This is a genomic window from Streptomyces sp. NBC_01446, assembly GCF_026340095.1.
GTDB classification, from domain to species: Bacteria; Actinomycetota; Actinomycetes; order Streptomycetales; family Streptomycetaceae; genus Streptomyces; species Streptomyces aureus.
Map to the genome: position 1 here is coordinate 7,041,429 of NZ_JAPEPO010000001.1, position 24,851 is coordinate 7,066,279.

22 protein-coding genes are annotated in these 24,851 nt (G+C 71.4%); 10 read left to right on the plus strand and 12 right to left on the minus strand.

What is annotated here, in order from left to right; translation table 11 throughout:
- Window positions 1-3 precede the first annotated feature (3 nt).
- From OG456_RS31730 to OG456_RS31740, 3 genes are all read right to left on the minus strand, one after another.
- Window positions 4-2,196: an alpha-N-acetylglucosaminidase gene (locus OG456_RS31730; protein ID WP_266566974.1), complete on the minus strand. Its 2,193-nt coding sequence runs from the start codon at window positions 2,194-2,196 to the stop codon at window positions 4-6.
- A gap of 159 nt (window positions 2,197-2,355) precedes the next feature.
- Window positions 2,356-3,693 carry an SWF or SNF family helicase gene (locus OG456_RS31735; RefSeq protein ID WP_266566976.1) on the minus strand — a complete coding sequence of 446 codons (1,338 nt, stop codon included), beginning with the start codon at window positions 3,691-3,693 and terminating at the stop codon, window positions 2,356-2,358.
- The gene (locus tag OG456_RS31740; protein WP_266566978.1) at window positions 3,690-6,638 is read right to left on the minus strand and encodes a DEAD/DEAH box helicase; all 2,949 of its coding nucleotides are present in this window, start codon (window positions 6,636-6,638) and stop codon (window positions 3,690-3,692) included. The genes OG456_RS31735 and OG456_RS31740 overlap by 4 nt, the downstream gene beginning before the upstream one ends.
- Before the next feature lie 249 nt (window positions 6,639-6,887).
- On the opposite strand from OG456_RS31740, the gene OG456_RS31745 reads away from it, so the two are divergent.
- Both OG456_RS31745 and OG456_RS31750 read left to right on the plus strand, forming a co-directional pair.
- Window positions 6,888-7,943 carry an acyl-CoA desaturase gene (locus tag OG456_RS31745; RefSeq protein ID WP_266566980.1) on the plus strand — a complete coding sequence of 352 codons (1,056 nt, stop codon included), beginning with the start codon at window positions 6,888-6,890 and terminating at the stop codon, window positions 7,941-7,943.
- A 282-nt stretch (window positions 7,944-8,225) separates the two neighbouring features.
- Window positions 8,226-8,408: a hypothetical protein gene (locus OG456_RS31750; protein ID WP_266566982.1), complete on the plus strand. Its 183-nt coding sequence runs from the start codon at window positions 8,226-8,228 to the stop codon at window positions 8,406-8,408.
- 12 nt (window positions 8,409-8,420) lie between these two features.
- Here the strand turns inward: OG456_RS31750 and OG456_RS31755 are convergent, their stop codons facing one another.
- The 4 genes from OG456_RS31755 to OG456_RS31770 form a co-directional block, all read right to left on the minus strand.
- Window positions 8,421-9,824, minus strand: a complete 1,404-nt coding sequence (locus OG456_RS31755) for a tannase/feruloyl esterase family alpha/beta hydrolase (protein ID WP_266566984.1) — start codon at window positions 9,822-9,824, stop codon at window positions 8,421-8,423.
- Between the two features lie 176 nt (window positions 9,825-10,000).
- On the minus strand, window positions 10,001-10,954 hold the full coding sequence (locus tag OG456_RS31760) for a hypothetical protein (RefSeq protein WP_266566986.1): 954 nt from the start codon (window positions 10,952-10,954) through the stop codon (window positions 10,001-10,003).
- A 179-nt stretch (window positions 10,955-11,133) separates the two neighbouring features.
- Entirely contained in the window at window positions 11,134-11,430 is a 297-nt protein-coding gene (locus OG456_RS31765) for a hypothetical protein (protein WP_266566988.1), read from the minus strand.
- Between the two features lie 71 nt (window positions 11,431-11,501).
- A complete protein-coding gene (locus OG456_RS31770) occupies window positions 11,502-12,047 on the minus strand; it encodes a PadR family transcriptional regulator (protein WP_266566990.1) in 546 nt (181 codons plus the stop codon).
- 136 nt (window positions 12,048-12,183) lie between these two features.
- On the opposite strand from OG456_RS31770, the gene OG456_RS31775 reads away from it, so the two are divergent.
- Window positions 12,184-12,963, plus strand: a complete 780-nt coding sequence (locus tag OG456_RS31775; protein ID WP_266569499.1) for an alpha/beta fold hydrolase — start codon at window positions 12,184-12,186, stop codon at window positions 12,961-12,963.
- Here the strand turns inward: OG456_RS31775 and OG456_RS31780 are convergent.
- Entirely contained in the window at window positions 12,960-13,559 is a 600-nt protein-coding gene (locus OG456_RS31780) for a class I SAM-dependent methyltransferase (RefSeq protein ID WP_266566992.1), read from the minus strand. The two genes, OG456_RS31775 and OG456_RS31780, sit on opposite strands and share 4 nt — an antisense overlap.
- 225 nt (window positions 13,560-13,784) lie before the next feature.
- On the opposite strand from OG456_RS31780, the gene OG456_RS31785 reads away from it, so the two are divergent.
- From OG456_RS31785 to OG456_RS31805, 5 genes are read left to right on the plus strand one after another with little or no spacing between them, the layout of a single operon-like run.
- Window positions 13,785-14,558: an MHYT domain-containing protein gene (locus OG456_RS31785; protein ID WP_266566994.1), complete on the plus strand. Its 774-nt coding sequence runs from the start codon at window positions 13,785-13,787 to the stop codon at window positions 14,556-14,558.
- A gap of 56 nt (window positions 14,559-14,614) precedes the next feature.
- Entirely contained in the window at window positions 14,615-17,155 is a 2,541-nt protein-coding gene (locus OG456_RS31790; RefSeq protein ID WP_266566996.1) for an ATP-binding protein, read from the plus strand.
- Window positions 17,152-17,589 (plus strand): roadblock/LC7 domain-containing protein, encoded by a 438-nt coding sequence (locus tag OG456_RS31795; RefSeq protein ID WP_266566997.1) that lies wholly within the window; start codon window positions 17,152-17,154, stop codon window positions 17,587-17,589. The genes OG456_RS31790 and OG456_RS31795 overlap by 4 nt, the downstream gene beginning before the upstream one ends.
- A gap of 16 nt (window positions 17,590-17,605) precedes the next feature.
- On the plus strand, window positions 17,606-18,037 hold the full coding sequence (locus tag OG456_RS31800; RefSeq protein ID WP_266566999.1) for a DUF742 domain-containing protein: 432 nt from the start codon (window positions 17,606-17,608) through the stop codon (window positions 18,035-18,037).
- Window positions 18,018-18,623, plus strand: a complete 606-nt coding sequence (locus OG456_RS31805) for an ATP/GTP-binding protein (RefSeq protein ID WP_266567001.1) — start codon at window positions 18,018-18,020, stop codon at window positions 18,621-18,623. The genes OG456_RS31800 and OG456_RS31805 overlap by 20 nt, the downstream gene beginning before the upstream one ends.
- A 12-nt stretch (window positions 18,624-18,635) precedes the next feature.
- Here the strand turns inward: OG456_RS31805 and OG456_RS31810 are convergent, their stop codons facing one another.
- Window positions 18,636-19,064: a PPOX class F420-dependent oxidoreductase gene (locus tag OG456_RS31810; RefSeq protein ID WP_266567003.1), complete on the minus strand. Its 429-nt coding sequence runs from the start codon at window positions 19,062-19,064 to the stop codon at window positions 18,636-18,638.
- Between the two features lie 96 nt (window positions 19,065-19,160).
- On the opposite strand from OG456_RS31810, the gene OG456_RS31815 reads away from it, so the two are divergent.
- Together OG456_RS31815 and OG456_RS31820 are read left to right on the plus strand one after the other, a co-directional pair.
- On the plus strand, window positions 19,161-19,559 hold the full coding sequence (locus OG456_RS31815; protein WP_116500198.1) for a roadblock/LC7 domain-containing protein: 399 nt from the start codon (window positions 19,161-19,163) through the stop codon (window positions 19,557-19,559).
- A 110-nt stretch (window positions 19,560-19,669) separates the two neighbouring features.
- Window positions 19,670-20,656, plus strand: coding sequence for a DUF6397 family protein (locus OG456_RS31820; RefSeq protein WP_266567006.1), 987 nt, complete (start codon window positions 19,670-19,672; stop codon window positions 20,654-20,656).
- Between the two features lie 37 nt (window positions 20,657-20,693).
- On the opposite strand, the gene OG456_RS31825 is transcribed toward OG456_RS31820, so the two are convergent.
- From OG456_RS31825 to OG456_RS31835, 3 genes are all read right to left on the minus strand, one after another.
- Window positions 20,694-21,254, minus strand: a complete 561-nt coding sequence (locus OG456_RS31825) for a tetratricopeptide repeat protein (RefSeq protein ID WP_266567008.1) — start codon at window positions 21,252-21,254, stop codon at window positions 20,694-20,696.
- Window positions 21,251-22,123, minus strand: coding sequence for an acyl-CoA thioesterase II (locus OG456_RS31830; RefSeq protein WP_116500201.1), 873 nt, complete (start codon window positions 22,121-22,123; stop codon window positions 21,251-21,253). Before OG456_RS31830 ends, OG456_RS31825 begins: the two co-directional genes overlap by 4 nt.
- A gap of 67 nt (window positions 22,124-22,190) precedes the next feature.
- On the minus strand, window positions 22,191-24,764 hold the full coding sequence (locus tag OG456_RS31835; RefSeq protein WP_266567012.1) for an RNA helicase: 2,574 nt from the start codon (window positions 24,762-24,764) through the stop codon (window positions 22,191-22,193).
- Window positions 24,765-24,851 lie beyond the last annotated feature (87 nt).

Sequence of the window (24,851 nt, forward strand, 5' to 3'; positions counted from 1 at the left end):
TGGTCAGAGCTGTGCGGCGACCTTGCGGGCGATACGGACGATGTCGCCCGAGGGCCGTGCGGAGTACGCCGGGTGGTCGCGGACCCAGCCGTCCTCAAGGGCGTACCAGTCGACCGGCCGCGGTGCCGTGCCGTCGGCGAGGGCGGCCGCGAGTCCGTCGAAATAGGTCCGCCAGCGCAGTGTGTAGAGGCCGCCGATGAGCCCGGCCCACTCGCGGTTCGCGTAGTCGTGCAGACCCCCGTCGTCGGCGCCCGAACGCGGACCCCACACCGTCACCAGGGACACCGCGTCGTACTCGAGACGGTCCCGTTCCTCCTCGTCGGCGCCCCACGCGCGCGCGTCGGCGATCCAGCGCCCGAGCAGGTGCCGCGGCTGCGTGGCGACGGTCTCCTCCAGCAGCCCGAGCCACGTGAACCACTCACCCGTCAGTTCCCCGAACGCCGCGCGGTCCTTGGCGTCGTACGCGGCCTTGATCCGCGGCAGCAGGATGCGGCTGCGGTGCGAGATCGTCTGCCGGGTGACGTCCATCAGGTCGTAGGTGTACGCGGAGCTGCGGCGCAAGCCCGGTGCGACCGCGAGCAGTTCCGGCAGGGCGCGTGCGAACTCCTCGGGGTCGTACCGCAGTGCGCCCGGCGACCAGGACGCCCCGCTGGAGACGTCCAGATCAGGCCGGGCGCCGAACAGGCCGTCGTGGCCCTCGCTCCAGCTGTCCGCGCGCGTGGTGCCGTACGCGGTGCGGCGCAGGACGTCCCAGGCGGTCACCGCGTGCGCGTCGTGCCCGCCGTAGCGCTGCACCGGCCACTGGTCGAACCAGCTCTTCAGCTCGACCGGTCCGTCCGTCCACGGCAGATCGCTGAAGAGGGCGAATGCGGCCGGGTTGTTGTCGGCGCCCTCGGGCATGAGCGCGATGCCGTCCAGGGCGCTGTTCTCCTTGGTGCGCCAACTCTCGTACAGCGCCGCCCAGTCGGGGGTGTTGGCGCCGATCGTCGTATGGCCGCCGAAGTTCCAGATCGAGCCGAACGCGTAGGGCGTGCCCGCCCAGTCCTTGTCGCGGTCGGTCACCGAGGGGAAGCGGTCGGAGAGGCCGTCGACGATGAACATCTTCGAGCGGTCGACGGCGTCGAGGATGTCGCGGCGAGGGTTGGACTGCCAGCCGAGGATGTTCCAGATCGCGCCGGGATGAGCGGTGCGCAGTGCCTTCTCGACCGCCTTGGCGGCCTCGCCGACCGGCACGTCACCCGGCTTGCCGCCCTCGTGGAGCAGGTCGAGCTTGTACATGGTGGTGTCGCCGAGCAGTTCGCTCTGCACGCGGTAGAACGTCTCCGCGATCCTGGCGAAGTGCGGGTCGCGCGGGTCGAGCCAGTCGGGGCGCGTGAAGCCGACCCAATCGCCCTGGGGGACTGTGTGCGCGCCCGGGTTCCGGTCCGTGAAGCCGGGCGGGACGGTGCCGAAGTAGCCGGGGAACACCGGGGTCATGCCGAGTTCGCGGATCCGGCGGACGACTCTGCGGGCGAGCGCCGCACGCCGGTCGAGGAGCTGCCGCGACACGGGGCCGCCGAATCCGGACATGTTCTGGAGCAGCCACCACGGCTGGTGAGCCGGGCCCGCGATCCACGCGCGCATCTCGGCGTCGCCGTAGCCGAATTGCTGGAGCGTGCGGTGGTAGACGGTGTCGGCGCCGAGGTGGACGAGGACCGCGTTGAAGCCGTGCAAGGCGAGGACGTCGAGCTCGCGCTCCCAGTAGTCCCAGCCGTGATACGGGCCTGTGTAGCCGTCGTTGGTGTCGTTGAAGGCGAACCGGTGGGCGACGTTGGCGCCGCGCGTCAGGGGTGCGGCGAGGCCGGGCAGCCGCGCCGGCAGGGACTCGGTCTGCTCGCCGTTCCACGAGAAGTGCGCGTGGGCGTGGTGGCGGAGGTACTGGTGGAAGCCCGTCAACTGCACGGCGGGCGTGGTGCCTTCGACGAGGATGCGGCCTCCGGACCCCGACACCCTGAACGCGTCGCCCGTGCCATCGGCAGGGCGGGGGACGGTGCGGAAGGTGACCTGGTCGTGGTGGCGCGGCAGCAGTCGGGCCAGGGCGTCGGCGGCCGGGGTGCGGGAGGCCGCCGCGCTCTCGGCGGTGGCACCGGGCGCGGACGCGGCGAGTGCGGCGGCGGAGCCGAGGGCGGTGAGCACGGTACGGCGACCGAGGTTCATGGAGCACTCCAAGCGCGTGAGTGGACTGGACCACTTGCGCCGGGGATCTTACGGAGGGCGGGGAGGGTTCGGTAGGGAGCGAGGGCAAGCGCTTGCGGCGCCGGTGGGTGAGCAGGGCCTGCCGGGGTGGACACAGGCGCGTGTTCACCCCGGCGGACGTCACTCGTCCCCGACGGCGGCCGACAGCGCCGCGGCCGGGTCATGGGCCGCCGGGCCCGCCGGGAGCCACCGGCCGCGGTTCTCGCGGAACGGCCACCAGTGGCCGTCGCGGCCGAGGCGGATCTGTGTGCCCGTGTCGGCGGCCGTCCACCGATTGCCGGTCGCCCGCAACGGCGGGCGCTCCCCGGCGTCCCAGGCCGCTTCGACAGCGGTACGCGCGCGTGCCGCGGTCTCCGCGTCCGGCGTCCACTCGTCCTCCAGGGCGGACAGGCCGGCGGTGCCTCCGTGTTCCCACGCCAGCACGGCCGTCGCGAGACCCTCGCCGTCCCGCCCCGACCCCTCCGCGAGCCGGGCCCCGATCCACGCCTCGGGGGCGCCGGCGGCCAGCCGGACAGCATCCTGATGGATCATCAATTCCTCAGCCGGTGCCCGGAGTTCGTGGCCAGCAGTCAGCGCATCCGTCAGCATTCGATGCGCCTCGGCGGCCGCCCGCGCCCCGAGGAACTCCAGCGCCGCCACATCCGTCCCGGTGGGCGGCTCCGTATCCGTGTCCAGAGACGGTACGGGCCCCGCCTCGGACGGCACCGGGGGAGCGGCGGGCAGCGGCGGCAGTATGCTCCCCGCCGCGAAGGCCTCCGTGGCGTCGACGCCGTCCGCGTCCACCGGCTCCTCGTCGGCCTCCTCGTCGGCGGATCCGGCCGAGGCGGACGCGACGCTGCGCACCTGGAGTTCGTCGAGCAGCACCCGCTCGCCACGCCCGCGCATCAGCAGCAGTACGAACGGATCCTGGTCGAGGAGACGGGCCAGCTGATAGCAGAGCGCCGCCGTGTGGGCACAGTGGTCCCACGCGTCACACCCGCAGCGCGGCTCCAAGTCGCCGATACCGGGCAGCAGTTCCACACCGGCCGCCGCCGCGTCCTCGACCAGGTGCGGGGGCATCTCACGGTCGAGCAGCGCCGCGATGTGCCCCGCCCGTTCGACCGCCATCCCGAGGAAGCGGTCCCACTCCTCCTCGCTCAGCTGTTGCAGCAGCACGTCGGCGCGGTACACGGCGCCGCCCCGGTCCCCGACGACCGCGGTGACCCGCCCGGGCCGCACCGAGACCGCCCCCACGGACCCCGCGCGCGCGAGCCGGCGCCCCGCCTTCAGCTGCTGGAGGTCGAGAGCCGTGTCCTCCAGTGCCTTGAGCCAGGTCCGCCCCCACCACGACTGCGCGAATCCGCGCCCCTGGACGGGCGCCAGCGCGGCGAAGACACGTTCCTCATCCGAGGCGTCGGACCCCTCGCTGGTGCCTTCGGTGTCGAACAGGTCGTCGTCATATTCGTGACGGTCCGTCATCGCGCGCCCCCTCGCAGCTCGACCAGATCGGCTAGTTCGGAATCGGTCAGTTCGGTCAGGGCCGCCTCGCCGGAGCCGAGCACGGCGTCGGCCAGCTCCCGCTTGCGGACCAGCATGTCGGCGATCCGGTCCTCGATCGTCCCCTCCGCGATCAGACGGTGCACCTGCACCGGCCTGTTCTGCCCGATCCGGTACGCGCGGTCCGTCGCCTGCGACTCGACCGCGGGGTTCCACCAGCGGTCGTAGTGCACGACATGTTCGGCCCGGGTGAGGTTGAGGCCCGTACCCGCTGCCTTGAGGGAAAGCAGGAAGACCGGCACCTCGCCCTCCTGGAAGCGCCCCACCATCGCCTCGCGCGCGGCGACGGGCGTGCCGCCGTGGAGGAACTGCGAGGGCACGCCGCGCGCTGCCAGGTGCTGCTCGATCACGCGTCCCATCTGCACGTACTGCGTGAAGACCAGGACGCTCGCCTCCTCGGCGAGGATGGTGTCGAGCAGTTCGTCGAGCAGTTCCAGCTTGCCGGAGCGGCCGGGGATGCGCGGCTCGCCCTCCTTGAGGAACTGGGCCGGGTGGTTGCAGATCTGCTTGAGCCCCGTGAGGAGTTTGACGATCAGTCCGCGGCGGGCGATGCCGTCCGCTCCGGAGATCTCGGCGAGCGTCTCGCGCACCACGGCCTCGTAGAGCCCCGTCTGCTCGGTGGTGAGCGACACGGCGCGGTCGGTCTCGGTCTTCGGCGGGAGCTCGGGCGCGATGCCAGGGTCCGACTTGCGGCGTCTGAGCAGGAAGGGACGCACCAGTTGGGACAGGCGCTGAGCGGCGGCGGGGTCCTTGCCCTCCTCCACCGCCCGCGCGTAACGCGTGCGGAACGTGCCGAGCTTTCCGAGCAGCCCCGGCGTCGTCCAGTCGAGGATCGCCCACAGCTCGGACAGGTTGTTCTCCACGGGGGTGCCGGTGAGCGCCACGCGCGCGCGTGCACCGATGGTCCGCAGCTCCTTCGCGGTCGCCGAGTGCGGGTTCTTGACGTGTTGTGCCTCGTCGGTGACGACCATGCCCCAGTCGACGCACGCGAGTTGCGCGGCGTCCAGCCGCATCGTGCCGTACGTGGTGAGCACGAACTCGCCGGCGGCGAGGCCCTCCAGGCTGCGGCGCCCGCCGTGGAAGCGGCGTACGGAGGTGCCGGGCGCGAACCTCTCGATCTCGCGCTGCCAGTTGCCCATGAGGGACGTGGGACAGACGACGAGGGTCGGTGCGGCGGTCTCCGTGGCGGTCTGCCGGTGCAGGTGGAGGGCGATCAGCGTGATCGTCTTGCCCAGGCCCATGTCGTCGGCGAGGCAGGCGCCGAGGCCGAGGGATGTCATCCGGGCCAGCCAGTTGAGGCCGCGCAGCTGGTAGTCGCGCAGGTCGGCGGCCAGCGCGGCGGGCTGTCCGACCGGCGCCATGCCCTCCGGGTCGGCGAGCCGCTCCCGCAGCTCCGCAAGCCAGCCCGTCGGGTGGACGTCGACGCGGCGGCCGTCCACCTCCGTGGAGCCCGTCAGGACCGCGCCGAGCGCGTCGATCGGCGTGACCTTGCGGTCCTGGTGCTCGCGGGCGCGCCGGGCCTCCTCGGGGTCGATGAGGACCCACTGGTCGCGCAGCCTGACCACGGGCCGGTTGGCCTCGGCGAGCCGGTCGAGCTCCTCCCGGCTCAGCTCCTGGTCGCCCAGCGCGAAGCGCCAGTTGAACGCGAGGAGGGCGTCCGCGGAGAGGAACGACGGGGTGGTCGTCCGGAATCGGTCAGGGTTCTCCCCTGCGGGTGCCCCCTCGTCCGGAGGGCCGATGACCGCGCGTGCGCTCAGCCGGCGCGCCAACTGCCGGGGCCAGTGCACGTCGACGCCCGCCGCCGCGAGGGCCCGCGCACCGGCGCCGAGCAGGTCGGTGATCTCCTCGTCCGCGAGATCGAGCGCGTCCGGGACGGCCGCCGAGAGCAGCGGCGTGAGGGGCGCCCAGGCGCGGGCCGCGCGCCGCAGCGCGAGCAGGGCATCCATGCGGGCCCGCGGCCCGAACGCCTTCGCCGAAGCGCCCGACACCGCCCAGACCTCGGCGGCGTCGGCGACCAGCGCGGGGTCACTGACGCTGTGCATCTGGAGCACGGCGCGGAAGGCGACGTGCTCCTCGTCCTCGTCCTCGGCTCCCGGTGCGGCGCGATCGAGGCCCGGTACCTCGACACGCAGCGAGATCCGCACGCCCGCGTCGTGTCCCGCGGCGACGTCGGAGGCCCACGCGCGATGCTCGGGCACCCGCTGCGGCGCGGGCGCGGCGAAGGGCCGCGCGCCCGCCGCGAGGCTCGCGGCGGGGGAGCGGGGCAGAGTGTCGGCGACGGCGTCGAGGAAGGCGCGCAGCAGCGCCTCGGGCGCGGGGAGGCGCAGCGGACCCGGACCGTCCAGAGGTGTCGCGTGAGCCTCGGGCGGCATCGCGGCGGCCAGTTCCCCGACCCGCTCCAGGTCCTCGGCCCGAAGCGGACCCGCGCGCCAGGCGTCGTGATCGGTCGGCGTGAGCCCGGGCAGCAGCAGGCCCCGCGCCGCGAACTGGAGGGCGAGCACGGAGGCGGCGCCCCAGAAGACGGCGGTCGGGTGTGCTTGCGCGGTGGCACGCGCGCGCGTGAGGACCGGCAGCGCGGCGCGTACGGGCAGCAGCACGGCGGGTACGGACTCGCGCTCGGCACCGGTGTCTCCGGGTACGGCGAGGCTCAGCTCCTCGGGCGTGCCGGCCTCGGTGTGCGGAGGCCGTCCGCCATCGGGGTGCCAGAAGGCGATTCTTCCTTCGCGTGCCGGGTCACCGGGCACGAAGACAGCGCAGCAGCGGACCAGTTCGGAGATCTCGGGGAGTGTTGCCACGGGACGCCTGTGGGCAGCGATGACGTATTCCTCAAATTTGACTACCGGGCGGAATCGCCGAGAGTACCCCATGACCCCGCTCGACGTGCCGCGTCACAAAGTGATGCCGGTCACTCCCTCTCGAAAGGGGTGTAGGTAGCCCCCCTTAGAGAGCGGTGCTACCCCCGCGCTCGGTCGGGTGGTGGCCTCATGGTGCCCAAGGCCGCCGATTCCTAGGTTTGTTGAGGTCGGGCCGTCTCGTGAGCAGGGCGTCCCGACAGTACGCCTCTCCCCTCCCCCTCACCACGCCCACCGCCATGCCCAGAGACCGGAGACCTCGCCATGACCCTGGCCGTCGAACCCGTAGTGGACCATTCCTCAGGAGCGGCCGGGACGCAGCCGCAAGGAAGCGAGTTCACGCCGTTGCTGCGCACCGTCAAGAGCCAGGATCTCCTGGAGCGGCGCGCCGGCTGGTACGTGCGCAACATCGCGCTGAACGCACTGTCCCTCGGCGCCGTCGGCACGGGCATGGCCCTCATCGGCGGATCCTGGTGGGTCCTCGCGCTCGCGCCGGTCCTCGCGGTGCTCTGCGCGCGCACCGCCTTCGTGGGGCACGACGCCGGCCACGCGCAGATTACAGGGAACCGCGCCGTGAGCCGGGTCATCGGGCTCATCCACGGCAATCTCCTGCTCGGCATGAGCTACAGATGGTGGAACGACAAGCACAACCGGCACCACGCCAACCCCAACCACATCGACAAGGACCCCGACGTGGCCGCCGACGTCCTCGTCTTCACGAGCAAGCAGGCCGCGACCCGTTCAGGGTTCCGCCGCTGGCTCACCCGCAACCAGGCCTGGCTGTTCTTCCCGCTGACCCTCCTGGAGGGCCTCGCCCTGAAGCTGTCCGGCTTCCAGGACCTGCGCCGCCAGTCCCCGCGCGAGCGGGCCGTGGAGGGACTGCTCCTCGTCGCCCACGTCGTCGGCTACGTGACCCTGCTCCTGACCACCATGCCGCTCGGCCACGCCCTCGCCTTCGCGGCGATCCACCAGGCACTGTTCGGCCTTCACCTCGGTATGGCCTTCGCGCCGAACCACAAGGGCATGGAGATGCCCGACCCGGACGGCGAACGCTGGGGCCACCTGCGCCGGCAGGTCCTCACCTCCCGCAACATCAAGGGCGGCGCACTGACCGACTGGTTCCTCGGCGGCCTCAACTACCAGATCGAGCACCACCTCTTCCCGAGCATGCCCCGCCCCCACCTGCGCCTGGCCCAGCCCCTCGTCAAGGCCCACTGCCGCGACCTGGGCATCCCCTTCACCGAGACCGGGCTCGTCGACTCCTACCGGCAAGCCCTGCGCCACATGTACGAGGTCGGGGAGCCGCTGCGCATGGAGTGAGGCACTGTCCGGGCAGGGTCCGGTCGCCCCTGCACAGCCCTGAGCCCCGGGTTCCTCGCCCGGGGCTCACGGCGTGCGTCCTGCCTGGGGCTGCGCGGGGCCCAGGGGCGCGTGTGCTCCGGAGCTGCGCGGGGCTCAGGGGTGCGTCAGGGTGAAGGCTCAGGGGTGTCTCAGGGTCGTGAACAGGAACCGCCCGGGCCGCGAGTCCGTTTCAGAGAGTAGAGGCGGGGGCCCGCCTCTCATGGCGAGGGCGGTTTGCAGCCCCCGAAGGAGGCGACGGACATGTCGAGGAACGCGAAGATCGCCGCAGGAGGTGTGGCGGCCGGACTCATCCTGTTGATCTGGCTGCCCTGGTGGGCGTCACTCCTGATCATGCTCGGGGTGCCCGCGGCGGCCTACCTGGCGCTGGACCCCTCCCAGCGGCGCAGGCTCCGCCGCGCCTCACGCAGGGAGATCGGCCGCTGACGACGGGCGGTGTTACGGGCGGGCGGCGGCTGCCACTGCCGTCGCCGAGCAGCTGTTGACGACGTCGCCGCTCGCCGGCCTGGCGATCGTGTGGTCGGCCGGCGGCCGCGCGCCGTCCTCCACCCACGCGGTGAGCACGTCGAACGCGGACCGGTAGCAGGGCAGCACGGGCCGCAGCCGGTCGGGATAGGTGTCGTAGAGGCCATCGGTGTGCGTGCCGTCCTGCACGGTGTACGAGCGGTGCAGGCGGCCGCGCCCCCGATCGTCGACCATCCGTCCGTAGACATCGGCGTCGGCCGCGATCGGCAGCAGGGTGTCCAGGTCGCCCTGGAGCGTGATCAGCGGCTTGCCGATCCGCCCGCTCAGCGCGACCCGTGCGACGGCCCGGTGGACCGAGGCGGGGCGTGCCGCATAGTCGTAGGAGGCGTCGGACGCACACGGAGCTAGCAGCTCGTCCGTCGTCGAACCCGCTGATGGGCCAGGGCACTTGGAGTCGTACGAGGGGTCGAACTCGGCGCGGTAGATCTTCTGCGTGATCCCCCAGTAGGCCTTCTGGTGGTAGGCCCACAGGAATTCCGTCCCGCGCGCGAAGCCCGCGCGGTACAGATCGTCGGCGTCGGCCTTCCCGAGCCCGTAGGCGACGGCGGTCGGCAGTGAGGTGAGCAGGTTCGGGCCGTCCGCGGTCCAGAGGGTGCCCTCCCAGTCCACGCCTCCGTCGTACAGCTCGGGATGGTTCTCCAGCTGCCAGCGCGTCAGATAACCGGCGTTGGAGATGCCGGTCATGTAGGTCCGCCGCGGAGCCCGCCCGTAGCGCTGGGCCACGGCCTTCTTCGCCGCTCTGGTGAGTTGGGTGGTCCGGTTGTTCCACTCGGCGATCGCGTCGCCGGGACGCTTTCCGTCACGGTAGAAGTCAGGGCCGGTGTTGCCCTTGTCGGTCGCCGCGTAGGCGTATCCCTGGGCCAGGACACGGTCGGAGATCGCCGCGTCCGTCGAGTACTGCTTACGGTTGCCGGGTGAGCCGGTCACCACGAGGCCGCCGTTCCAGTGGTCGGGCAGCCTGATCACGAACTGGGCATCGTGCTGCCAGCCGTGCGTCGCGTTAGACGTGGAGTCGTCCGGGAAGTACCCGTCGATCTGCGAACCGGGGACGCCGGACGGGTTGCGGGTCCCCTTCGCGGTGAGGCCCGCCTGGTCGGCGGTGTCGGTGTACGGGGTTCCGGCCAGAGCCGCAGTCGTCAAGTCGTCCAGGCAGGCGCTCTGTTGAAGGGCGGCACCCGGGACGTGCACCCGCTCCTGGCGCGCGCAGTGCGCCCCGCCTCCGCCGCTCTCCACGGCGGCCCCCGCGGGCACCGGGCCCGAGGCGGCCAGCGCCAGCAGAGCCGTGGCAAAGAGGGGGACTGTTCCGGACACGTGCATGGTGAGCCTCCGCGACGACGAGGGACCGGCAAGGGTGACGAGCGGGGCCATCGTGCGGGCGGGACCAGTCACCGGGCCATGGGCCGGCGCCACATGGGGGAGGGGAGCGGTATGTGGGGCGGGGAGTTATGGGGCGGCCTGCGCGCAGCGGGCCGGGTGGCTCGCTGCGGGAGGGGTCAGGAGGGTCGCACGGCCATCTTGTCGAGCGCTTCCAGGAGGCCGGGCAGTTCGGGGCCCCGCCCCACGGGCAGCACCTCACCGGGCTCGTCGTCCAGGAGCACGAACGCGATGTCGTCCGTCCGGGCCACCATCGACCAGCCGGGACCGTCGGCCCGAAGCGTCCGGGCATCGCCGGACGCGAACGCCGACCGGACACGGCCCAGGGGCGGAGGGCTGTCCACGTAGGCGCGCACCTCGGCGAGGACCCTCCGGATGCCGGCGTGCGGGGCGCGGGTGCTCTGCGCCTCGGTGTCGCTTCCGGAGGCGGTGGCCGTGGCGGTGGCCGTGGCGTCGGAATCGGTGGTGGTGGGGGCCGTGGTGTCGGCGTCGGGTCCGTCGGCGTTCGTGCCGTCTGGCTCCTCCGCACCGGAGGCGCCGCCCACGTCGCCCACGTCGTCCGTCAGAAACGCACTGTCGTCGATCTGCTCCCGCCAGGACGCCCACTGGAGGGCGATCTCGTCGGCACCGAGGCGGCGTTGGGCCGGTCCCCACGTCTCCGTGTTCGGCGGAGTGAGTGGCGGACCGTCCATGATCTCGGGGTCGTGTTCCGGGTCGTGCGGGTCCGGGACGCCCGGCGCGGACACGGACAGGGCGAGCGGCCACCCCGGCAGGGCCGAGACCACCGTCCCCTCGTCGGGCGACAACTCGTACTCCATGCCGCAGTCCCAGGACGCGATGGCGACGGCGACCAGGGACACGTCGTCAATGATGACGGTCCAGCGCGCCCCCGCCCCGTCCTGCCCGAGCACGAGTCCGTACCCGTCGGCGAGGGGTGCGAGCCCGAGGGTGGCGCATGCCTCCGGGTAGTCGTCCCCGAGCACACTGGGGAACTTCGCAGGGGTCAGCAACACCGCCGTCAGTACGTACAGCGCGTCGTCCCCGGCGGCGACCGCGTCGTCCGTCCCGGCCATGCCAGCCTCCCCTTAGCTTCGTCTGTCGGCGCACCCTAACCAGTCGCGGTGGAGATCGTCGAGGGCGTTGAGCTGGAAATTCTCCCCGGGGACCCGGTGTGGCGCCCAGTGGGTGGACCATGCCAAGATCCCGTGCGCAATTCGTGTGCCTCCCGTGGAGGGCCGACGGGAGTCGCGGGTCAGGTGGCGGCGGGCAGGCCGAGCAGCGCCCGTGCCACCGCGTCGGGCGATTCGTCGCGTTCCCGCGCGAGCGCGACGACCGCGCGGCACGCGAGTTCGTTGATGCCGAACGTCAGTGCCTCCGGAGACACCCAGGTCGCGGCCTCGGCGAGCCTGTCCTCGTCGTCCTCGACGGAGGCCGACACATAGGTGGCCGCCGCCTCGAAGAGGTTGGGCGGCCGCTTGCGCGGCGGCGTCGCGATGCTCGCGCCGGCCGGTGTCCGTGCGGCCAAGGCCTTGCGGAGTCTGTCGAACATGTACGCCACCTTCCCCCTGCGTGGTGTGCGACGGTGCGTCACATCTTCAACGTAGAGCGGGAGTTCGAGCGTCAGAAGGGTTTTGTCTCCGCGCGACCCCGCAAGTCCGTCAGGGTGGAGCGCAGCCAGGCCAGTTCGGCCCGGCTGGTCGCGCGGGCGATGGTGAGGATGCCGCGGCGGAACGGGTCGTCCAACTCCTCTGCATGCAGGGGTCGTTCACCTTCGTAGAAGAAGCTGGCCGGTTCCTCCAGGAACGCCAGCCTGCGCGCGAGCACGGTCGCCTGCGCCGCCGGGTCGTCGAGGTGTCGCAGGAACGCGAGGACCGTGAACCAGCGGTTCTCGTCCGTGATGTCGACCCGGCCGGGCTCCGCCAGCCTGCCGCGGAGCTCCTCCCGGCCCGCTGCCGTGAGGTTGAGGACGTGGCGCTGTGCCGCGACCGATCCCGGCTGCGTCTCGCGGGTGAGCAGGCCCGCCTTCTCCAGACGCTTGATCGCCGGATAGAGCGTGCTCTCGGCGACGGGCCGCACGTGGCCGGTCAGTGCCGTGATCCGTTTGCGCAGCTCGTATCCGTGCAGGGGCGCGTCGTAGAGGAAGCCGAGGATGGCGAGTTCCAGCATGCCTCCATTGTGCCGCACTCCCTCCGGGTTCGTTGTACATCGGTCTAGTAATACATCGGCACCGATGTATGCTCTGCGGAGTGCCTCGCAAGGACGGGGCTGTGCGGTTGCTGGGGAGAGGGAGTGGGAGCGCATGATGAAGCAGGCCCGGTTCGACTCGCAGGGGAGCTGTATCCGCTGGGTCGAGGCCGACGGGGACGGGGCTCCGCTGGTGTACGTCCATGGGCTGGGGTCGGCCTCGACCGTCTACCACGCGCACATCGCCGGCAGGCCCGAACTCGCGGGCCGGCGTTCGCTGTTCGTCGATCTGCCGGGGCACGGCATCAGTGACCGCCCCGCTGACTTCGGGTACTCGCTGGACGACCACGCCGATGCTCTGGCGGCCGCTCTTGAAGCGGCGGGCGTGTCCGGGGTGGAGCTCGTCGCGCACAGCATGGGCGGCGCCGTGGCGATTGTTCTCGCCCACCGGCGCCGCGGCCTCGTCTCGCGGCTCGTGCTCACCGAGGCGAACCTCGACCCGTACCCTCCCCGCGTGGAGGGCAGCAGCGGAATTGCCTCCTACGGAGAGGACGAGTACGTCAACGGTGTCGGCCACGCGCGCGTGCTCGCCAAGATCGGTCCCCTGTGGGCGGCCACCATGCGCCTCGCGGACCCCCTCGCCCTGCACCGCACCGCCGTCGGACTCGCCCACGGCACCCGTCCCACCATGCGGCGGATGCTCATGGACCTGGACATCGACCGGCTGTATCTGCAGGGCGCGCGCAGCGGTGAACTCGCGGACCGCGCGGGTCTCGAGGCCGCGGGTGTACGCGTGCGCACCGTGCCCGACGCCGGGCACAACGTCATGTTCGACAACGCGGAGGCCTTCGCCGCGGCGGTCGCGGACCACGCTCTCGCGTCGCCCGGCACGCGTTAGTCCCGGCGCTCCGCCAGCGCCAGGAAACGGGCGTCCTCATCCACGTACGACGTCATCCGCCAGCCCGAACCGGCCAGCAGCGAGCGGAGGTTCGGTTCGGCGCGCAGGTCGTCCGGGGTGAGCTCGCGGCCCTGTCGCGCGGCCAGTGCCGCCCGCCCGATGGGGTGGAACAGCGCGAGGAGTCCACCCGGGCGCACCACCCTCGCCAACTCCCTCAGATTCTCCTGGGGTTGGGGCAGGTGTGCGACAAGTCCCGAACCGAAGACGGCGTCGAGCGACTGGGACCGTACGGGCAGGCGCGTCACGTCGGCGAGCATCAGCGAGCCGGCGTGATCCCGTCCCGCCCGCGCGGCGGCCTCCAGCATCGCGGGCGTCAGGTCGACCCCGAGTACGGCCCCCGAAGGCCCCACGGCGTCCCTGAGCGCCGGCAGGGCGCGTCCCGTGCCGCATCCCGCGTCGAGCACCCGGTCGCCCGCGCGGAGCCCCAGCCCGGCGACGGCCGCCTCGAAGCGCGGACCGTCGTCGGGGAACCGTGTGTCCCAGCGGGCCGCGCGGGCCGAGAAGAACTCCTGTACGTGCGTGTGGTCGTCGCTCATGACTCCATGATCCCTCGCGTGCCGGCGCGCGTGGGCGGGTGCGAGGGATCGAAAACTCCGCATGCGACCGATGAGAACCGGTGCGAACCGAAACCGCCGCATGCGCGGACGGTGCACATGTTCGAGCCTGACGCGATCGTTCACGTGCGTCTCTCTGTCATATTCCAGCAGCTTTCGAAAGGCGCCCCTGTTGTGCGCCCCCGAGAGGTCTAGCGTCCCGGAGCCATGGGACACCTGGACCACGCCACCTTCGGCTGGCTTACCCCCGTGCTGTCATACGTGATGGCCTCCATCGGCGCCGCGCTCGGTCTGCGCTGCACCGTCCGCGCCCTCGGCGCCACCGGCCGTTCGCGGCGCAACTGGCTGATCACCGCGGCGTCCGCGATCGGCACGGGCATCTGGACGATGCACTTCGTGGCGATGCTCGGCTTCGGCGTCACCGGTACGGAGATCCGCTACGACGTGCCGCTCACCGTCCTCAGCCTGGTCGTCGCCGTGGCCGTCGTGGGCGTCGGCGTCTTCGCCGTCGGCTACAGCCGCGACCGCAACCGCGCCCTCGCCCTCGGCGGGCTCACCACGGGACTCGGCGTCGCGAGCATGCACTACCTGGGCATGGCGGCGTTGCGCCTGCACGGCCAGGTGCGCTACGACCCGCTGCTCGTGGGGCTCTCCGTCTCCATCGCCGTCGTCGCCGCGACGGCCGCCCTCTGGGCCGGACTCAACATCAAGTCGCCCGCCGCTGTCGCGGTCGCCTCCCTCGTCATGGGCGGCGCGGTGAGCAGCATGCACTACACCGGAATGATGGCGGTGAGCGTGAAGGTCGCGTCCTCCGCAGCGGCCCTGCCCGGGGCCACGGCGATGCAGTTCATCTTCCCCCTCGCCGTCGGCCTCGGGTCCTACCTCTTCCTGACGTCCGCGTTCGTCGCGCTGTCACCCACCACGGGGGAGCGCGAGGCCTCCGCGTCGGCCCAGCGGCCCGTCGAGAGCGTCGCCCGCTGACGGCGGACCGGCGCCACGACCCTTCCCACCACGAGCGCACCACGAGCGAGGAGGCCATGCGTACACCCCGGAGGACCCCCATCAACGGCGCGCCGCCCAAGCCCGCGCCCCCGGCGCGCGGACGGCGCGCGCACGCCGGACCGCCCGCGGAAGAGGACCACGCAGCGGACGACCCGTCCCCTCCGACCGTGCCTCCCACGCGCGCGGGCGGCCGCGGACTGCGGCCCCGCACCGTCCGCGCCAAGATCGTGTGCCTCCTGATGGTGCCCGTCGTCTCGCTGCTCGCCCTGTGGGCGTACGCGACGGTCACCACCGCCCAGGACGTCGCCCGCATGCGGCAGTTGCAGCGGGTCGACGCCACGGTCCGCGGCCCGGTCGCCGACGCGGTCGCCGCGCTCCAGGCCGAACGCACCGCCGCCGTCGCCTACGCCGCCAAGCCGGCGGGCGACCGCGGTGACGACCTCAGGAAGCGCGCCTCGGCGACCGACAAGGCCGTGGCCAAGCTCCGCCTGGGCGACGGCAACACCGTCGCGGACGGCGCCGATCTGCCCGCCCGGATCGGCGAGCGCCTCTCGGTGTTCGTCACCGGCGCCGAGAAGCTGCGTTCCGTGCGCAGCGCGGTGCTCGGCCGACGCACCGGCTGGGAGGGTGCGTACGGGCAGTACACGAAGACGATCGACACCGCGTTCGCGGTGACCGGCGCGGTGACCGGGATCCAGGACGACCGTCTCGGCTCCGACGCGCGCGTGCTGCTCGAGTTCTCACGGTCCGGCGAGATGCTCGCCCGCGAGGACTCCCTGCTCGCCGCCGCGCGGCTCGCTGGCTCTCTGGACGGCGCACGGCTGCGGCTGTTCACCGGAGCGGTCGACACCCGGCGGACCCTCGCCGAATCGGCGGTCGCCGACCTTCCGGCACCGCAACGGACTGCCTGGCGCAATCTCGTGGAGGGGAGCGCGTACGGCGACGTACACGCCGTCGAGGACAAGGCGCTCGCCGCCAGGCCCGGCAGTGCTGCGCTCGCCGCGGCACCCGCACTCACCTGGGACAGCGCGCACACGATCGTGCAGAACCGGTTCCGCTCGATAGAGACGGACGCGGCGCACACGGCCGGGGTCCGGGCGGATCCGTTCACCCGCGGACTGCTCACGCCCGCAGGCGCCGCGGTCCTCTTCGGCCTGCTGGCCGTCGCCGCCTCCCTCGTGATCTCCGTACGCATCGGCCGGGGCCTGGTCATCGAACTGATCAGCCTGCGCAACAGCGCCCTGGAGATCGCCCGGCGCAAACTTCCGCACGCCATGCGGAAACTGCGCGCCGGCGAGGAGATCGACGTCCGCGCCGAGGCGCCGGAAGGCCCTCCCGCCGAGGACGAGACCGGGCAGGTCGCCGAGGCGCTCGGCACGGTGCACAGGGCAGCCCTGCGCGCCGCCGCCGAACGCGCGGAACTCGCCAGCGGGATCTCCGGGGTCTTCGTCAACCTCGCCCGCCGCAGCCAGGTCCTCGTACACCGTCAGCTCGGCCTCCTCGACACCATGGAGCGCAGGGCCGAGGACCCGAACGAACTCAGCGACCTCTTCCGTCTCGACCACCTCACGACCCGCATGAGGCGCCACGCGGAAAGCCTGATCATCCTCTCCGGAGCCGCCCCGGGCCGCGCCTGGCGCACCCCCGTCTCGCTGACCAACGTGGTCCGCGCGGCCGTCTCCGAAATCGAGGACTACGCGCGCGTGGAGGTACGGCAACTGCCCGCCGCCTCCGTGCAGGGCGCGGCGGTCGCCGACCTCACCCATCTCCTGGCCGAACTCGTCGAGAACGCCGCCCAGTTCTCCCCACCGCACACCAAGGTGCGGGTCAGCGGCGAACCCGTCGGAAACGGCTACGCCCTGGAGATCGAGGACCGGGGCCTCGGCATGGGCAAGGAGACCCTCGCCGAGGCCAACAACCGCATCGCCCACTCCGAAGCGCTCGACCTGTTCGACAGCGACCGGCTCGGGCTCTTCGTGGTCAGCCGGCTCGCCCACCGCCACGGCATCAAGGTGCACCTGCGCACCTCGCCCTACGGCGGCACCACCACGGTCGTCCTGCTGCCCACACCCCTGCTGCACGCCGGAACCCCGGAACGGGCGGACACCACCCAGGAACACGCGACGGAGCACCACTACGCGCGCGTGCCCGACCCGGAAGCAGCCCACATGAACGGCAACTCCGTGCCCGCCCAGGGGCCGCGCCCCGCAATCGCCGCCGCCGTACACGCCGTGCCGGACGCCGACACGGCTCACGACGCCCCACCGCCCCCGGGAGTCACCGCCCTGCGCCTGCACAGGCAGCCCGCGAACAACACCGACGACACCGACGACGCAGCACCGGACGGACTGCCCAAGCGGGTGCGGCAGGCGAGCCTCGCGCCCCAACTGCGCGAGCGGCCCGAGGAGCAGAACGGCGCCGCACAGCACCAGGAACCCGACGCACGGACGCCCGAACAGGCACGGCAGCGCATGGCGGCCTTCCGTGACGGCTGGGTCCGGGGCGGCGGCCGCCCACCAGGAGCCGGCTCAGGACCCGTGTCCGGCAGCGAAAGCACCGAAGGAGATCCCACATGATCCAGGACCCCACCACGGGCGCCGCGCCCCGGTCCGGAGAACTCGACTGGCTCCTCGACGACCTGGTGCAGCGCGTGGCCGAGCTGAGGCACGCGGTCGTCCTGTCCAACGACGGGCTCGCCGTCGGCGCGTCCAGCGGTCTCGGCCGCGAGGACGCCGAACACCTGGCCGCCGTCGCCTCCGGCTTCCACAGCCTCGCCAAGGGGGCCGGCCGTCACTTCGGAGCGGGCGGCGTCCGCCAGACCATGGTCGAGATGGACGACGGCTTCCTCTTCGTCGCGGCCGCGGGCGACGGTTCCTGCCTCGCCGTCCTCAGCACGGCCGACGCCGACATCGGCCTCGTTGCCTATGAGATGGCCCGCATGGTCAAGCGAGTCGGCGAACACCTCTACACCCCATCGCGGTTCGCCGCGCAGCCGCCCGCCGCCGGATGACCGGACGGCCACGACGATGAACGATCACGGGCACAGAGACGACCAGGGGCGGGGCAACCCGGACCGGTCGGGCAGCCAGTGGTACGACAACGAGGCCGGGCCCCTGGTCCGCCCCTACGCGATGACCGGCGGGCGCACCTCACCCGGGCCCAGAGGGGTGCGTTTCGACCTGATCGCACTCGTCAAGCTCGACGACGCCGCGCCCGGCAAGGACGACGACACGGCGCTCGGCCCCGAGCACAGGGCGCTCATCGAGCTGTGCCGCGCCGAGACGCAGTCGGTCGCCGAACTCGCCGCGGGCACCGACCTCCCCGTAGGGGTGGTCAGGGTGCTCCTGGGCGACCTTCTCGACATGGGTTGCGTCAAGGTCAGCCGACCCGTGCCGCCCGCTCAGCTACCCGACGAAAAGATCTTGAGGGAAGTCATCGATGGCCTCCGAGCCCTCTGAAGAGACGAACGCCGACAACTCCGCCCTGGCTCTGAAGATCCTGGTCGCGGGCGGATTCGGGGTGGGCAAGACCACCCTGGTCGGCGCCGTGAGCGAGATCCGACCGCTGCGCACCGAGGAACTGCTCAGCGAGCTCGGCCAGAACGTGGACGACACCGGAGCCGTGGAGCGCAAGACCACGACGACCGTCGCCATGGACTTCGGCCGCATCACCATCCGCTCCGACCTCTCGCTCTACCTGTTCGGCACGCCGGGCCAGGACCGTTTCTGGTTCCTCTGGGACGAACTCTCGCAGGGCGCGCTGGGCGCCGTCGTCCTCGCGGACACCCGCCGGCTCGAGGACAGCTTCCCCGCCGTGGACTACTTCGAGCACCGCCACATCCCGTTCGTGGTGGCGGTCAACTGCTTCACGAACGCCCGTTCTTACGGTGCCCTTGAGGTGTCGCGTGCCCTCGACCTGGACCGCGGGACACCCGTCGTGCTGTGCGACGCCCGCGACCGTGACTCGGGAAAGGAGGTGCTGATCCGGCTCGTCGAGTACGCCGGGCGGATGCACACCGCCCGGCTCCTCGACTCCGTGGGCTGAGGTGCGACGCCGTCAGTCGGTGAGCCCCGCGAGGGCCACGACCTTCTCGATCCGCACGCGCACCAGGAGCTCGCCGGGCACGCCGTTGCGCTCGCCGAACTCCTGGGCGCGGTCCTCGCCCATGTACCGCGCGCCGATCCTGGTGGCCGAGTCCCGCAACTGTCCCAGTTCCTCGACGAGTTCGGCGCGTCCCTCGATCACGGTGAAGGAGAACGGCGGTCGTTCGTCGTCCACGCACAGGGCCACCCGGTTGTCCCGGGCGAGATTGCGGCCCTTCACGGTGTCCTTGCCGGTGTTGAACACGAGATCCTCGCCGTCGAGGACGAACCAGACAGGCGCGATGTGCGGGCTGCCGTCGGGCCGCACGGTGGACAGCTTGGCGGTACGGGTCCCCTCGGAGACGAACGCCCGCCATTCCTCATCGGTCATCTTGTGTGCCATGGGGTCATCCTGCTTGCCGAGACGCCGGGCGTGGGGAAGGCTGGCGAGACAGATCCTCCGGGTAGGGGAGCGATCGGGAATGGGGGAGTCGGGATCATGGCGGACAACGAGGGGCTCGGCTGGCTGCTGGACGACCTGACAGAGCGTGTCGAACATGTGCGCCACGCTCTCGTCCTGTCCAACGACGGTCTGGTCACCGGAGCGAGCAGCGACCTCAGGCGGGAGGACGCCGAGCATCTGGCGGCCGTGTCGTCCGGTCTGCACAGCCTGGCCAAGGGATCCGGGCGGCACTTCGGTGCCGGTGGTGTCCGGCAGACGATGGTCGAGTTCGACGACGCCGTACTTTTCGTGACGGCGGCGGGCGACGGCAGCTGCCTGTGCGTCCTCAGCTCGGCCGAGGCCGACATCGGCCAGGTCGCCTACGAGATGACGCTGCTCGTCAATCGGGTCGGCGAGCACCTCGGCGTGGGAGCCCGCCGAGCAGAAGGATCCTGACCTGCGCAAACGTCAGGCCGATCAGAGTTATCCACAGGCTCAGCGGCGCGGGCGGGATTCGGGCTACGGTTTTTCCCGGGAGCGATCACGACTCACGGGGGAGATCAGACATGGGTGGCAACACCATCACGACACCGGCCACGCGCGTACCTGCCGCCTCGCTCGCGCAGAGCAGGGCAGCTCGCGAACTGGGACTGAAACGGGGCGAGTTCGAGCTGGCGGTACGACTCGGACGCGTCCGCACCGTACCGGCCGCCGACGGCGGGCGCCGCCGCGTGGCCCGCGAGGAGATCGAGCGGGTGCGTGACACCGCGGGCTTCCCGGATTCGCTGCGGGAGCACGTCCGGGCTGTGGGGACCACCGAAGGCGCGACCCTCATGGACATCACCACGGCCAGGTTCACCCGTCTCGCCCGCGCGGGAATGCTGACGCCGGTCCGCTTCTACTTGAACCGGTACCGAGCCGTGGTCTGGCTCTATCTCGCCGAAGAGCTGCGGGAGTTCGCGGCAGCCGAGGTCAACGCACCGCTGATGACGGGACGCGCACCCGACCGAATGCGCGCCCGCCTCGACGCGGGCATCGACCTACGGCCCCGGAACTGGCGGTCGCGGCACGCGGGCCAGCTACTCGGGCAGAGCACCGACGCATGGGAGCGCGCCGCCGCCGTCGCGTCCCTCCTGGACCCGGTGACGGTCCTGGAACTCGTCAAGTGCCCGTACGAGCGCGGCTATCTGAGCAAACTGCGGCCCGAGTCGACCGGACACGGGGCGCCCGACTCGCCATCGGCACGCATCGCCGAGCGCATCATGACAGCGGACGACCCGCACGAGATCAGCTGGCTCAGGGCGAGCCTGCTGCTCAGCCTGGTGGAGGCGCGACGCCTGCGGCCAGCGCCGCGACCGAACGCGCGCACTCCCGTCGCCGCGCACCAAGAACCGCTCGCGCCGACCACGCACTCAAAAGGAGTGGCCTTGCCGGAGCCGGATGCCGCGCCGGCGGGAGGGGCGATCGTGACGGGCGAGCAATGTGCGGTTGAGGCCGAGCCACCCCGCCCATCGCGCGGACTGTTCGGTTGGCTCCGCCGCAGAGGAGCCTGAACCGGGCCTGCGGAAGCGGCAGTTCGCAAGCGCGGGCCTACTCGACGGCGTCGATACCTGTGGTGTCGAGGTCGGTGGCGTCGAGATCCGTGGCGTTGAGATCCGTGGCGTCGAGATCCTTGGCGTAGTGCTCGATGGCCGGCCGGTACGTGATGAGGTCAGGATCGCCGCTCGTCGCCGCGAGAACGGTCAGCAGCAGCCGCATCCCGTCGTGCGCGCGGCCCATGTTGTACAGGGCCATGGCCAGGAACGTCTGGAGGGCATGGTCCTCCGGGAACTCGGTGACGCCGCCGCTCAGCGTGGCGACCGCCTCCGGGTAGCGGCCCAGAGTGCGGTACGTGCTGCCCAGACCGAGCAGAGCGCCACGCCGGTCGTCCGCACCGAGACCGGAGCCGGCGAGTGCCCGCACGTAGTACGGAACGGCATCCGCCTCGAGTCCGAGGGCGTCGTGGACCCAGGCTGTCTGGTACGCGATCTCGGCGTCGTCGGGAAACCGGTCTGACAGCTCGACGAGCCGCTCGCGGGCCTCCTCGCGCAGGCCGTCCTGGCGCAGCCGCACGGCCCGGGCGAGCGACGCGTCCCGGTCGGATCCGGTCACTCCCCGAGCTTCCGGAAGAGGCCCTCTTGCACCACGGACACGAGGAGGTGTCCATCGGCGTCGTAGATCCGGCCGCGCGCCAGACCGCGGCCGCCCGTCGCGATCGGGGACTCCTGGTCGTACAGGAACCACTCGTCCGCACGGAAGGGACGGTGGAACCACATGGCGTGGTCGAGCGAGGCCATGTCGAAACCGCGCTGCCCCCACAGCGGTTCCACGGGGATGCGCACGGCATCGAGGAGGGTCATGTCGCTCGCGTACGTGAGAGCGCAGGTGTGCACGAGCGGGTCGTCGCCGAGGGGCCCGACCGCGCGCATCCACACCGCGCTGCGCGGCTCGGCGCTCTCGATGTCCTCGGGTGACCAGCGCAGCCGGTCCACGTACCGGATGTCGAAGGGCTGGCGCCGCGCCATGAGCTCCAACGTCTCGGGCAGCGCACCCAGATGGGCTTTGACCTCGTCGGCGATCGTCGGCAGGGACTCCGGATCGGGAACCTCGCGCGCCGGCGGCAGCTGGTGCTCGAAGCTCCCGTCCTCGGGCTTGTGGAAGGAGGCGGTCAGATTGAAGATCGTGCGGCCCTGCTGCACGGCGGTGACGCGGCGCGTGGTGAACGACCGGCCGTCGCGGACCCGTTCGACCTGGTACACGATGGGCACGCCGGGGCGGCCCGGACGCAGGAAGTACGCGTGGAGCGAGTGCACGGGCCGGTCGCCCTCGGTGGTGCGGCCCGCCGCGACGAGCGCCTGGCCGGCCACCTGGCCGCCGAAGACCCGCTGCAAAGACTCCTGCGGGCTGCGGCCCCGGAAGATGTTGACCTCGATCTGCTCCAGGTCGAGCAGGTCGACGAGCCGCTCAGCTGGGTTGGTCATGCGTTGTTCTCTCATCTCTGCGCCACGCTCCGAGTGCTGCGTCCGGGGTGCGCGACCGGGTCAGGGCCTACAGCTGGCCGACATCGGTGACACGGATGACCGCACGGCCCTCCGCGTCGGACGCCTCGAGATCGACTTCGGCGCTGATGCCCCAGTCGTGATCGCCGTTCGGATCGGCGAACGTCTGGCGCACCCGCCACAGGCCGTGCGCGGGGTCCTCCTCGATCTGCAGCAGCTTCGGCCCGCGGGCGTCGGGACCGGTGCCGAGATCTTCGTACTCGTCCCAGTACTTGTCCATGGCCTCGCCCCAGGCGTCCGCGTCCCAGCCCGCGTCGGCGTCCAGCTCGCCCAGTTCGTCGACGTTGTCGAGGGCGGCCAGCTCGACCCGTCGGAACATGGCGTTGCGGACGAGCACACGGAACGCGCGCGCGTTCGCCGTGACCGGCTTGACCTGGTCGGCCTTCTCCTGGGCCTCCTCGGCCGTCATGACCTCGGGGTTGGCGAGCTGCTCCCACTCGTCGAGGAGGCTGGAGTCGACCTGGCGGACCATCTCGCCCAGCCAGGCGATCAGGTCCTCGAGGTCCTCGGACTTGAGGTCGTCGGGGACCGTGTGCTCAAGCGTCTTGTACGCGCCGGCGAGGTAACGCAGCACGATGCCCTCGGTGCGGGCGAGCTCGTAGAAGGACACGAACTCCGTGAAGGTCATGGCCCGTTCGTACATGTCACGGATCACGGACTTCGGCGACAGCGGGTGGTCACCCACCCACGGGTGGCTCCTGCGGTACACGTCGTACGCGTGGTAGAGCAGCTCGTCCAGGGGCTTCGGGTACGTGACGTCCTGGAGCCGCTCCATACGGTCCTCGTACTCGACGCCGTCGGACTTCATCGCCGCGACGGCCTCACCGCGCGCCTTGTTCTGCTGGGCGGCGAGGATCTGCCGCGGGTCGTCGAGTGTCGACTCCACGACGGACACCATGTCGAGCGCGTACGACGGCGAGTCCTTGTCGAGCAGCTCGAAGGAGGCGAGAGCGAACGTCGACAGCGGCTGGTTGAGCGCGAAGTCCTGCTGGAGATCGACCGTCAGGCGCACGATCCGGCCCGAGGAGTCGGGTTCGTCGAGCTTCTCCACGATGCCGCCGTCGAGGAGCGAGCGGTAGATGGCGATCGCGCGGCGGATGTGCCGCAGCTGCTGCTTGCGCGGCTCGTGGTTGTCCTCGAGGAGATGGCGCATGGCGTCGAAGGCGTTGCCGGGGCGCGCGATGACCGCGAGCAGCATCATGTGCGTCACCCGGAAGCGGGACGTCAGCGGCTCCGGAGCCGAGCCGATCAGCTTCTCGAAAGTGTTCTCGGACCAGGCGACGAAGCCCTCGGGGGCCTTCTTGCGGACCACCTTGCGGCGCTTCTTCGGGTCGTCCCCCGCCTTAGTGAGCGACTTCTCGTTCTCGATGACGTGCTCGGGCGCCTGCGCCACGACGAGGCCCGCCGTGTCGAAGCCGGCCCGCCCGGCCCGGCCCGCGATCTGGTGGAACTCCCGCGCGCGCAGCGTCCGCACCCGCGTCCCGTCGTACTTCGTCAGAGCGGTGAACAGGACGGTACGGATGGGCACGTTGACCCCCACGCCCAGCGTGTCCGTGCCGCAGATGACCTTCAAGAGGCCCGCCTGCGCGAGCTTCTCCACCAGGCGCCGGTACTTCGGCAGCATGCCCGCGTGGTGCACGCCGATCCCGTGCCGCACGTAGCGCGACAGACTGCGGCCGAACTTGGTGGTGAAGCGGAAGTTGCCGATCAGGTCGGCGATCTTCTCCTTCTCCTCGCGCGTGCACATGTTGATGCTCATGAGTGCCTGCGCGCGCTCGACGGCCTGCGCCTGCGTGAAGTGCACGATGTAGACCGGGGCCTGCCGGGTGTCGAGCAGCTCGGTCAGCGTCTCCGTGAGCGGCGTGAGCCGGTACTCGTAGGAAAGGGGAACCGGACGCGTCGCGGAGCTGACCACGGACGTGGGGCGGCCGGTGCGCCGCGTCAGATCCTTCTCGAACATGGCGACGTCGCCGAGCGTCGCCGACATGAGGATGAACTGTGCCTGGGGGAGTTCGAGCAGGGGAATCTGCCAGGCCCAGCCGCGGTCACCCTCCGCGTAGAAGTGGAACTCGTCCATCACGACCTGGCCGATGTCGGCCCGCGCCCCGTCGCGCAGCGCGATGGACGCGAGGATCTCGGCGGTGCAGCAGATCACGGGGGCGTCGGCGTTGACCGACGCGTCACCCGTGAGCATGCCGACGTTCTCCGTGCCGAAGAGCTTGCACAGCTCGAAGAACTTCTCGGAGACCAGCGCCTTGATCGGTGCCGTGTAGAAGGTGACCTCGTCCCGCGCGAGCGCCGCGAAGTGCGCACCCGCGGCGATCATGCTCTTGCCGGACCCGGTGGGCGTCGAGACGATCACGTTCGCCCCCGACACCACCTCGATCAGCGCCTCCTCCTGGTGGGGATAGAGGGTGATCCCGCGCTCCTCGGCCCACGACTCGAAAGCCTCGTAGAGGGCGTCGGGGTCGGCGGTCTGCGGCAGCTGATCGATAAGGGTCACGCCCCCATATTGCCTGCCTTCCGACCCGATCCGGCAATCGGTTGCCCGTACGAAGATCACGAAAGGTACGCTGTGGCGCCGACGGAGCGTCAGGACGCGGTGGCCCGGGTGGGGACAACTGGGCACCTGCACAAGTGGAATGGGGCG

What these genes read in the sequence shown, in the direction of transcription:
- OG456_RS31790 (WP_266566996.1), top strand. Translation starts at nt 14,615, where the DNA reads ATGCGTACACCCCGGAGGACCCCCATCAACGGCGCGCCGCCCAAGCCC.
- OG456_RS31760 (WP_266566986.1), bottom strand. Translation starts at nt 10,954, where the DNA reads ATGGCCGGGACGGACGACGCGGTCGCCGCCGGGGACGACGCGCTGTAC.
- OG456_RS31810 (WP_266567003.1), bottom strand. Translation starts at nt 19,064, where the DNA reads ATGGCACACAAGATGACCGATGAGGAATGGCGGGCGTTCGTCTCCGAG.
- OG456_RS31805 (WP_266567001.1), top strand. Translation starts at nt 18,018, where the DNA reads ATGGCCTCCGAGCCCTCTGAAGAGACGAACGCCGACAACTCCGCCCTG.
- OG456_RS31820 (WP_266567006.1), top strand. Translation starts at nt 19,670, where the DNA reads ATGGGTGGCAACACCATCACGACACCGGCCACGCGCGTACCTGCCGCC.
- OG456_RS31740 (WP_266566978.1), bottom strand. Translation starts at nt 6,638, where the DNA reads ATGGGGTACTCTCGGCGATTCCGCCCGGTAGTCAAATTTGAGGAATAC.
- OG456_RS31735 (WP_266566976.1), bottom strand. Translation starts at nt 3,693, where the DNA reads ATGACGGACCGTCACGAATATGACGACGACCTGTTCGACACCGAAGGC.
- OG456_RS31785 (WP_266566994.1), top strand. Translation starts at nt 13,785, where the DNA reads ATGGGACACCTGGACCACGCCACCTTCGGCTGGCTTACCCCCGTGCTG.
- OG456_RS31800 (WP_266566999.1), top strand. Translation starts at nt 17,606, where the DNA reads ATGAACGATCACGGGCACAGAGACGACCAGGGGCGGGGCAACCCGGAC.
- OG456_RS31780 (WP_266566992.1), bottom strand. Translation starts at nt 13,559, where the DNA reads ATGAGCGACGACCACACGCACGTACAGGAGTTCTTCTCGGCCCGCGCG.
- OG456_RS31730 (WP_266566974.1), bottom strand. Translation starts at nt 2,196, where the DNA reads ATGAACCTCGGTCGCCGTACCGTGCTCACCGCCCTCGGCTCCGCCGCC.
- OG456_RS31770 (WP_266566990.1), bottom strand. Translation starts at nt 12,047, where the DNA reads ATGCTGGAACTCGCCATCCTCGGCTTCCTCTACGACGCGCCCCTGCAC.
- OG456_RS31745 (WP_266566980.1), top strand. Translation starts at nt 6,888, where the DNA reads ATGACCCTGGCCGTCGAACCCGTAGTGGACCATTCCTCAGGAGCGGCC.
- OG456_RS31765 (WP_266566988.1), bottom strand. Translation starts at nt 11,430, where the DNA reads ATGTTCGACAGACTCCGCAAGGCCTTGGCCGCACGGACACCGGCCGGC.
- OG456_RS31795 (WP_266566997.1), top strand. Translation starts at nt 17,152, where the DNA reads ATGATCCAGGACCCCACCACGGGCGCCGCGCCCCGGTCCGGAGAACTC.
- OG456_RS31815 (WP_116500198.1), top strand. Translation starts at nt 19,161, where the DNA reads ATGGCGGACAACGAGGGGCTCGGCTGGCTGCTGGACGACCTGACAGAG.
- OG456_RS31830 (WP_116500201.1), bottom strand. Translation starts at nt 22,123, where the DNA reads ATGACCAACCCAGCTGAGCGGCTCGTCGACCTGCTCGACCTGGAGCAG.
- OG456_RS31775 (WP_266569499.1), top strand. Translation starts at nt 12,184, where the DNA reads ATGAAGCAGGCCCGGTTCGACTCGCAGGGGAGCTGTATCCGCTGGGTC.
- OG456_RS31750 (WP_266566982.1), top strand. Translation starts at nt 8,226, where the DNA reads ATGTCGAGGAACGCGAAGATCGCCGCAGGAGGTGTGGCGGCCGGACTC.
- OG456_RS31755 (WP_266566984.1), bottom strand. Translation starts at nt 9,824, where the DNA reads ATGCACGTGTCCGGAACAGTCCCCCTCTTTGCCACGGCTCTGCTGGCG.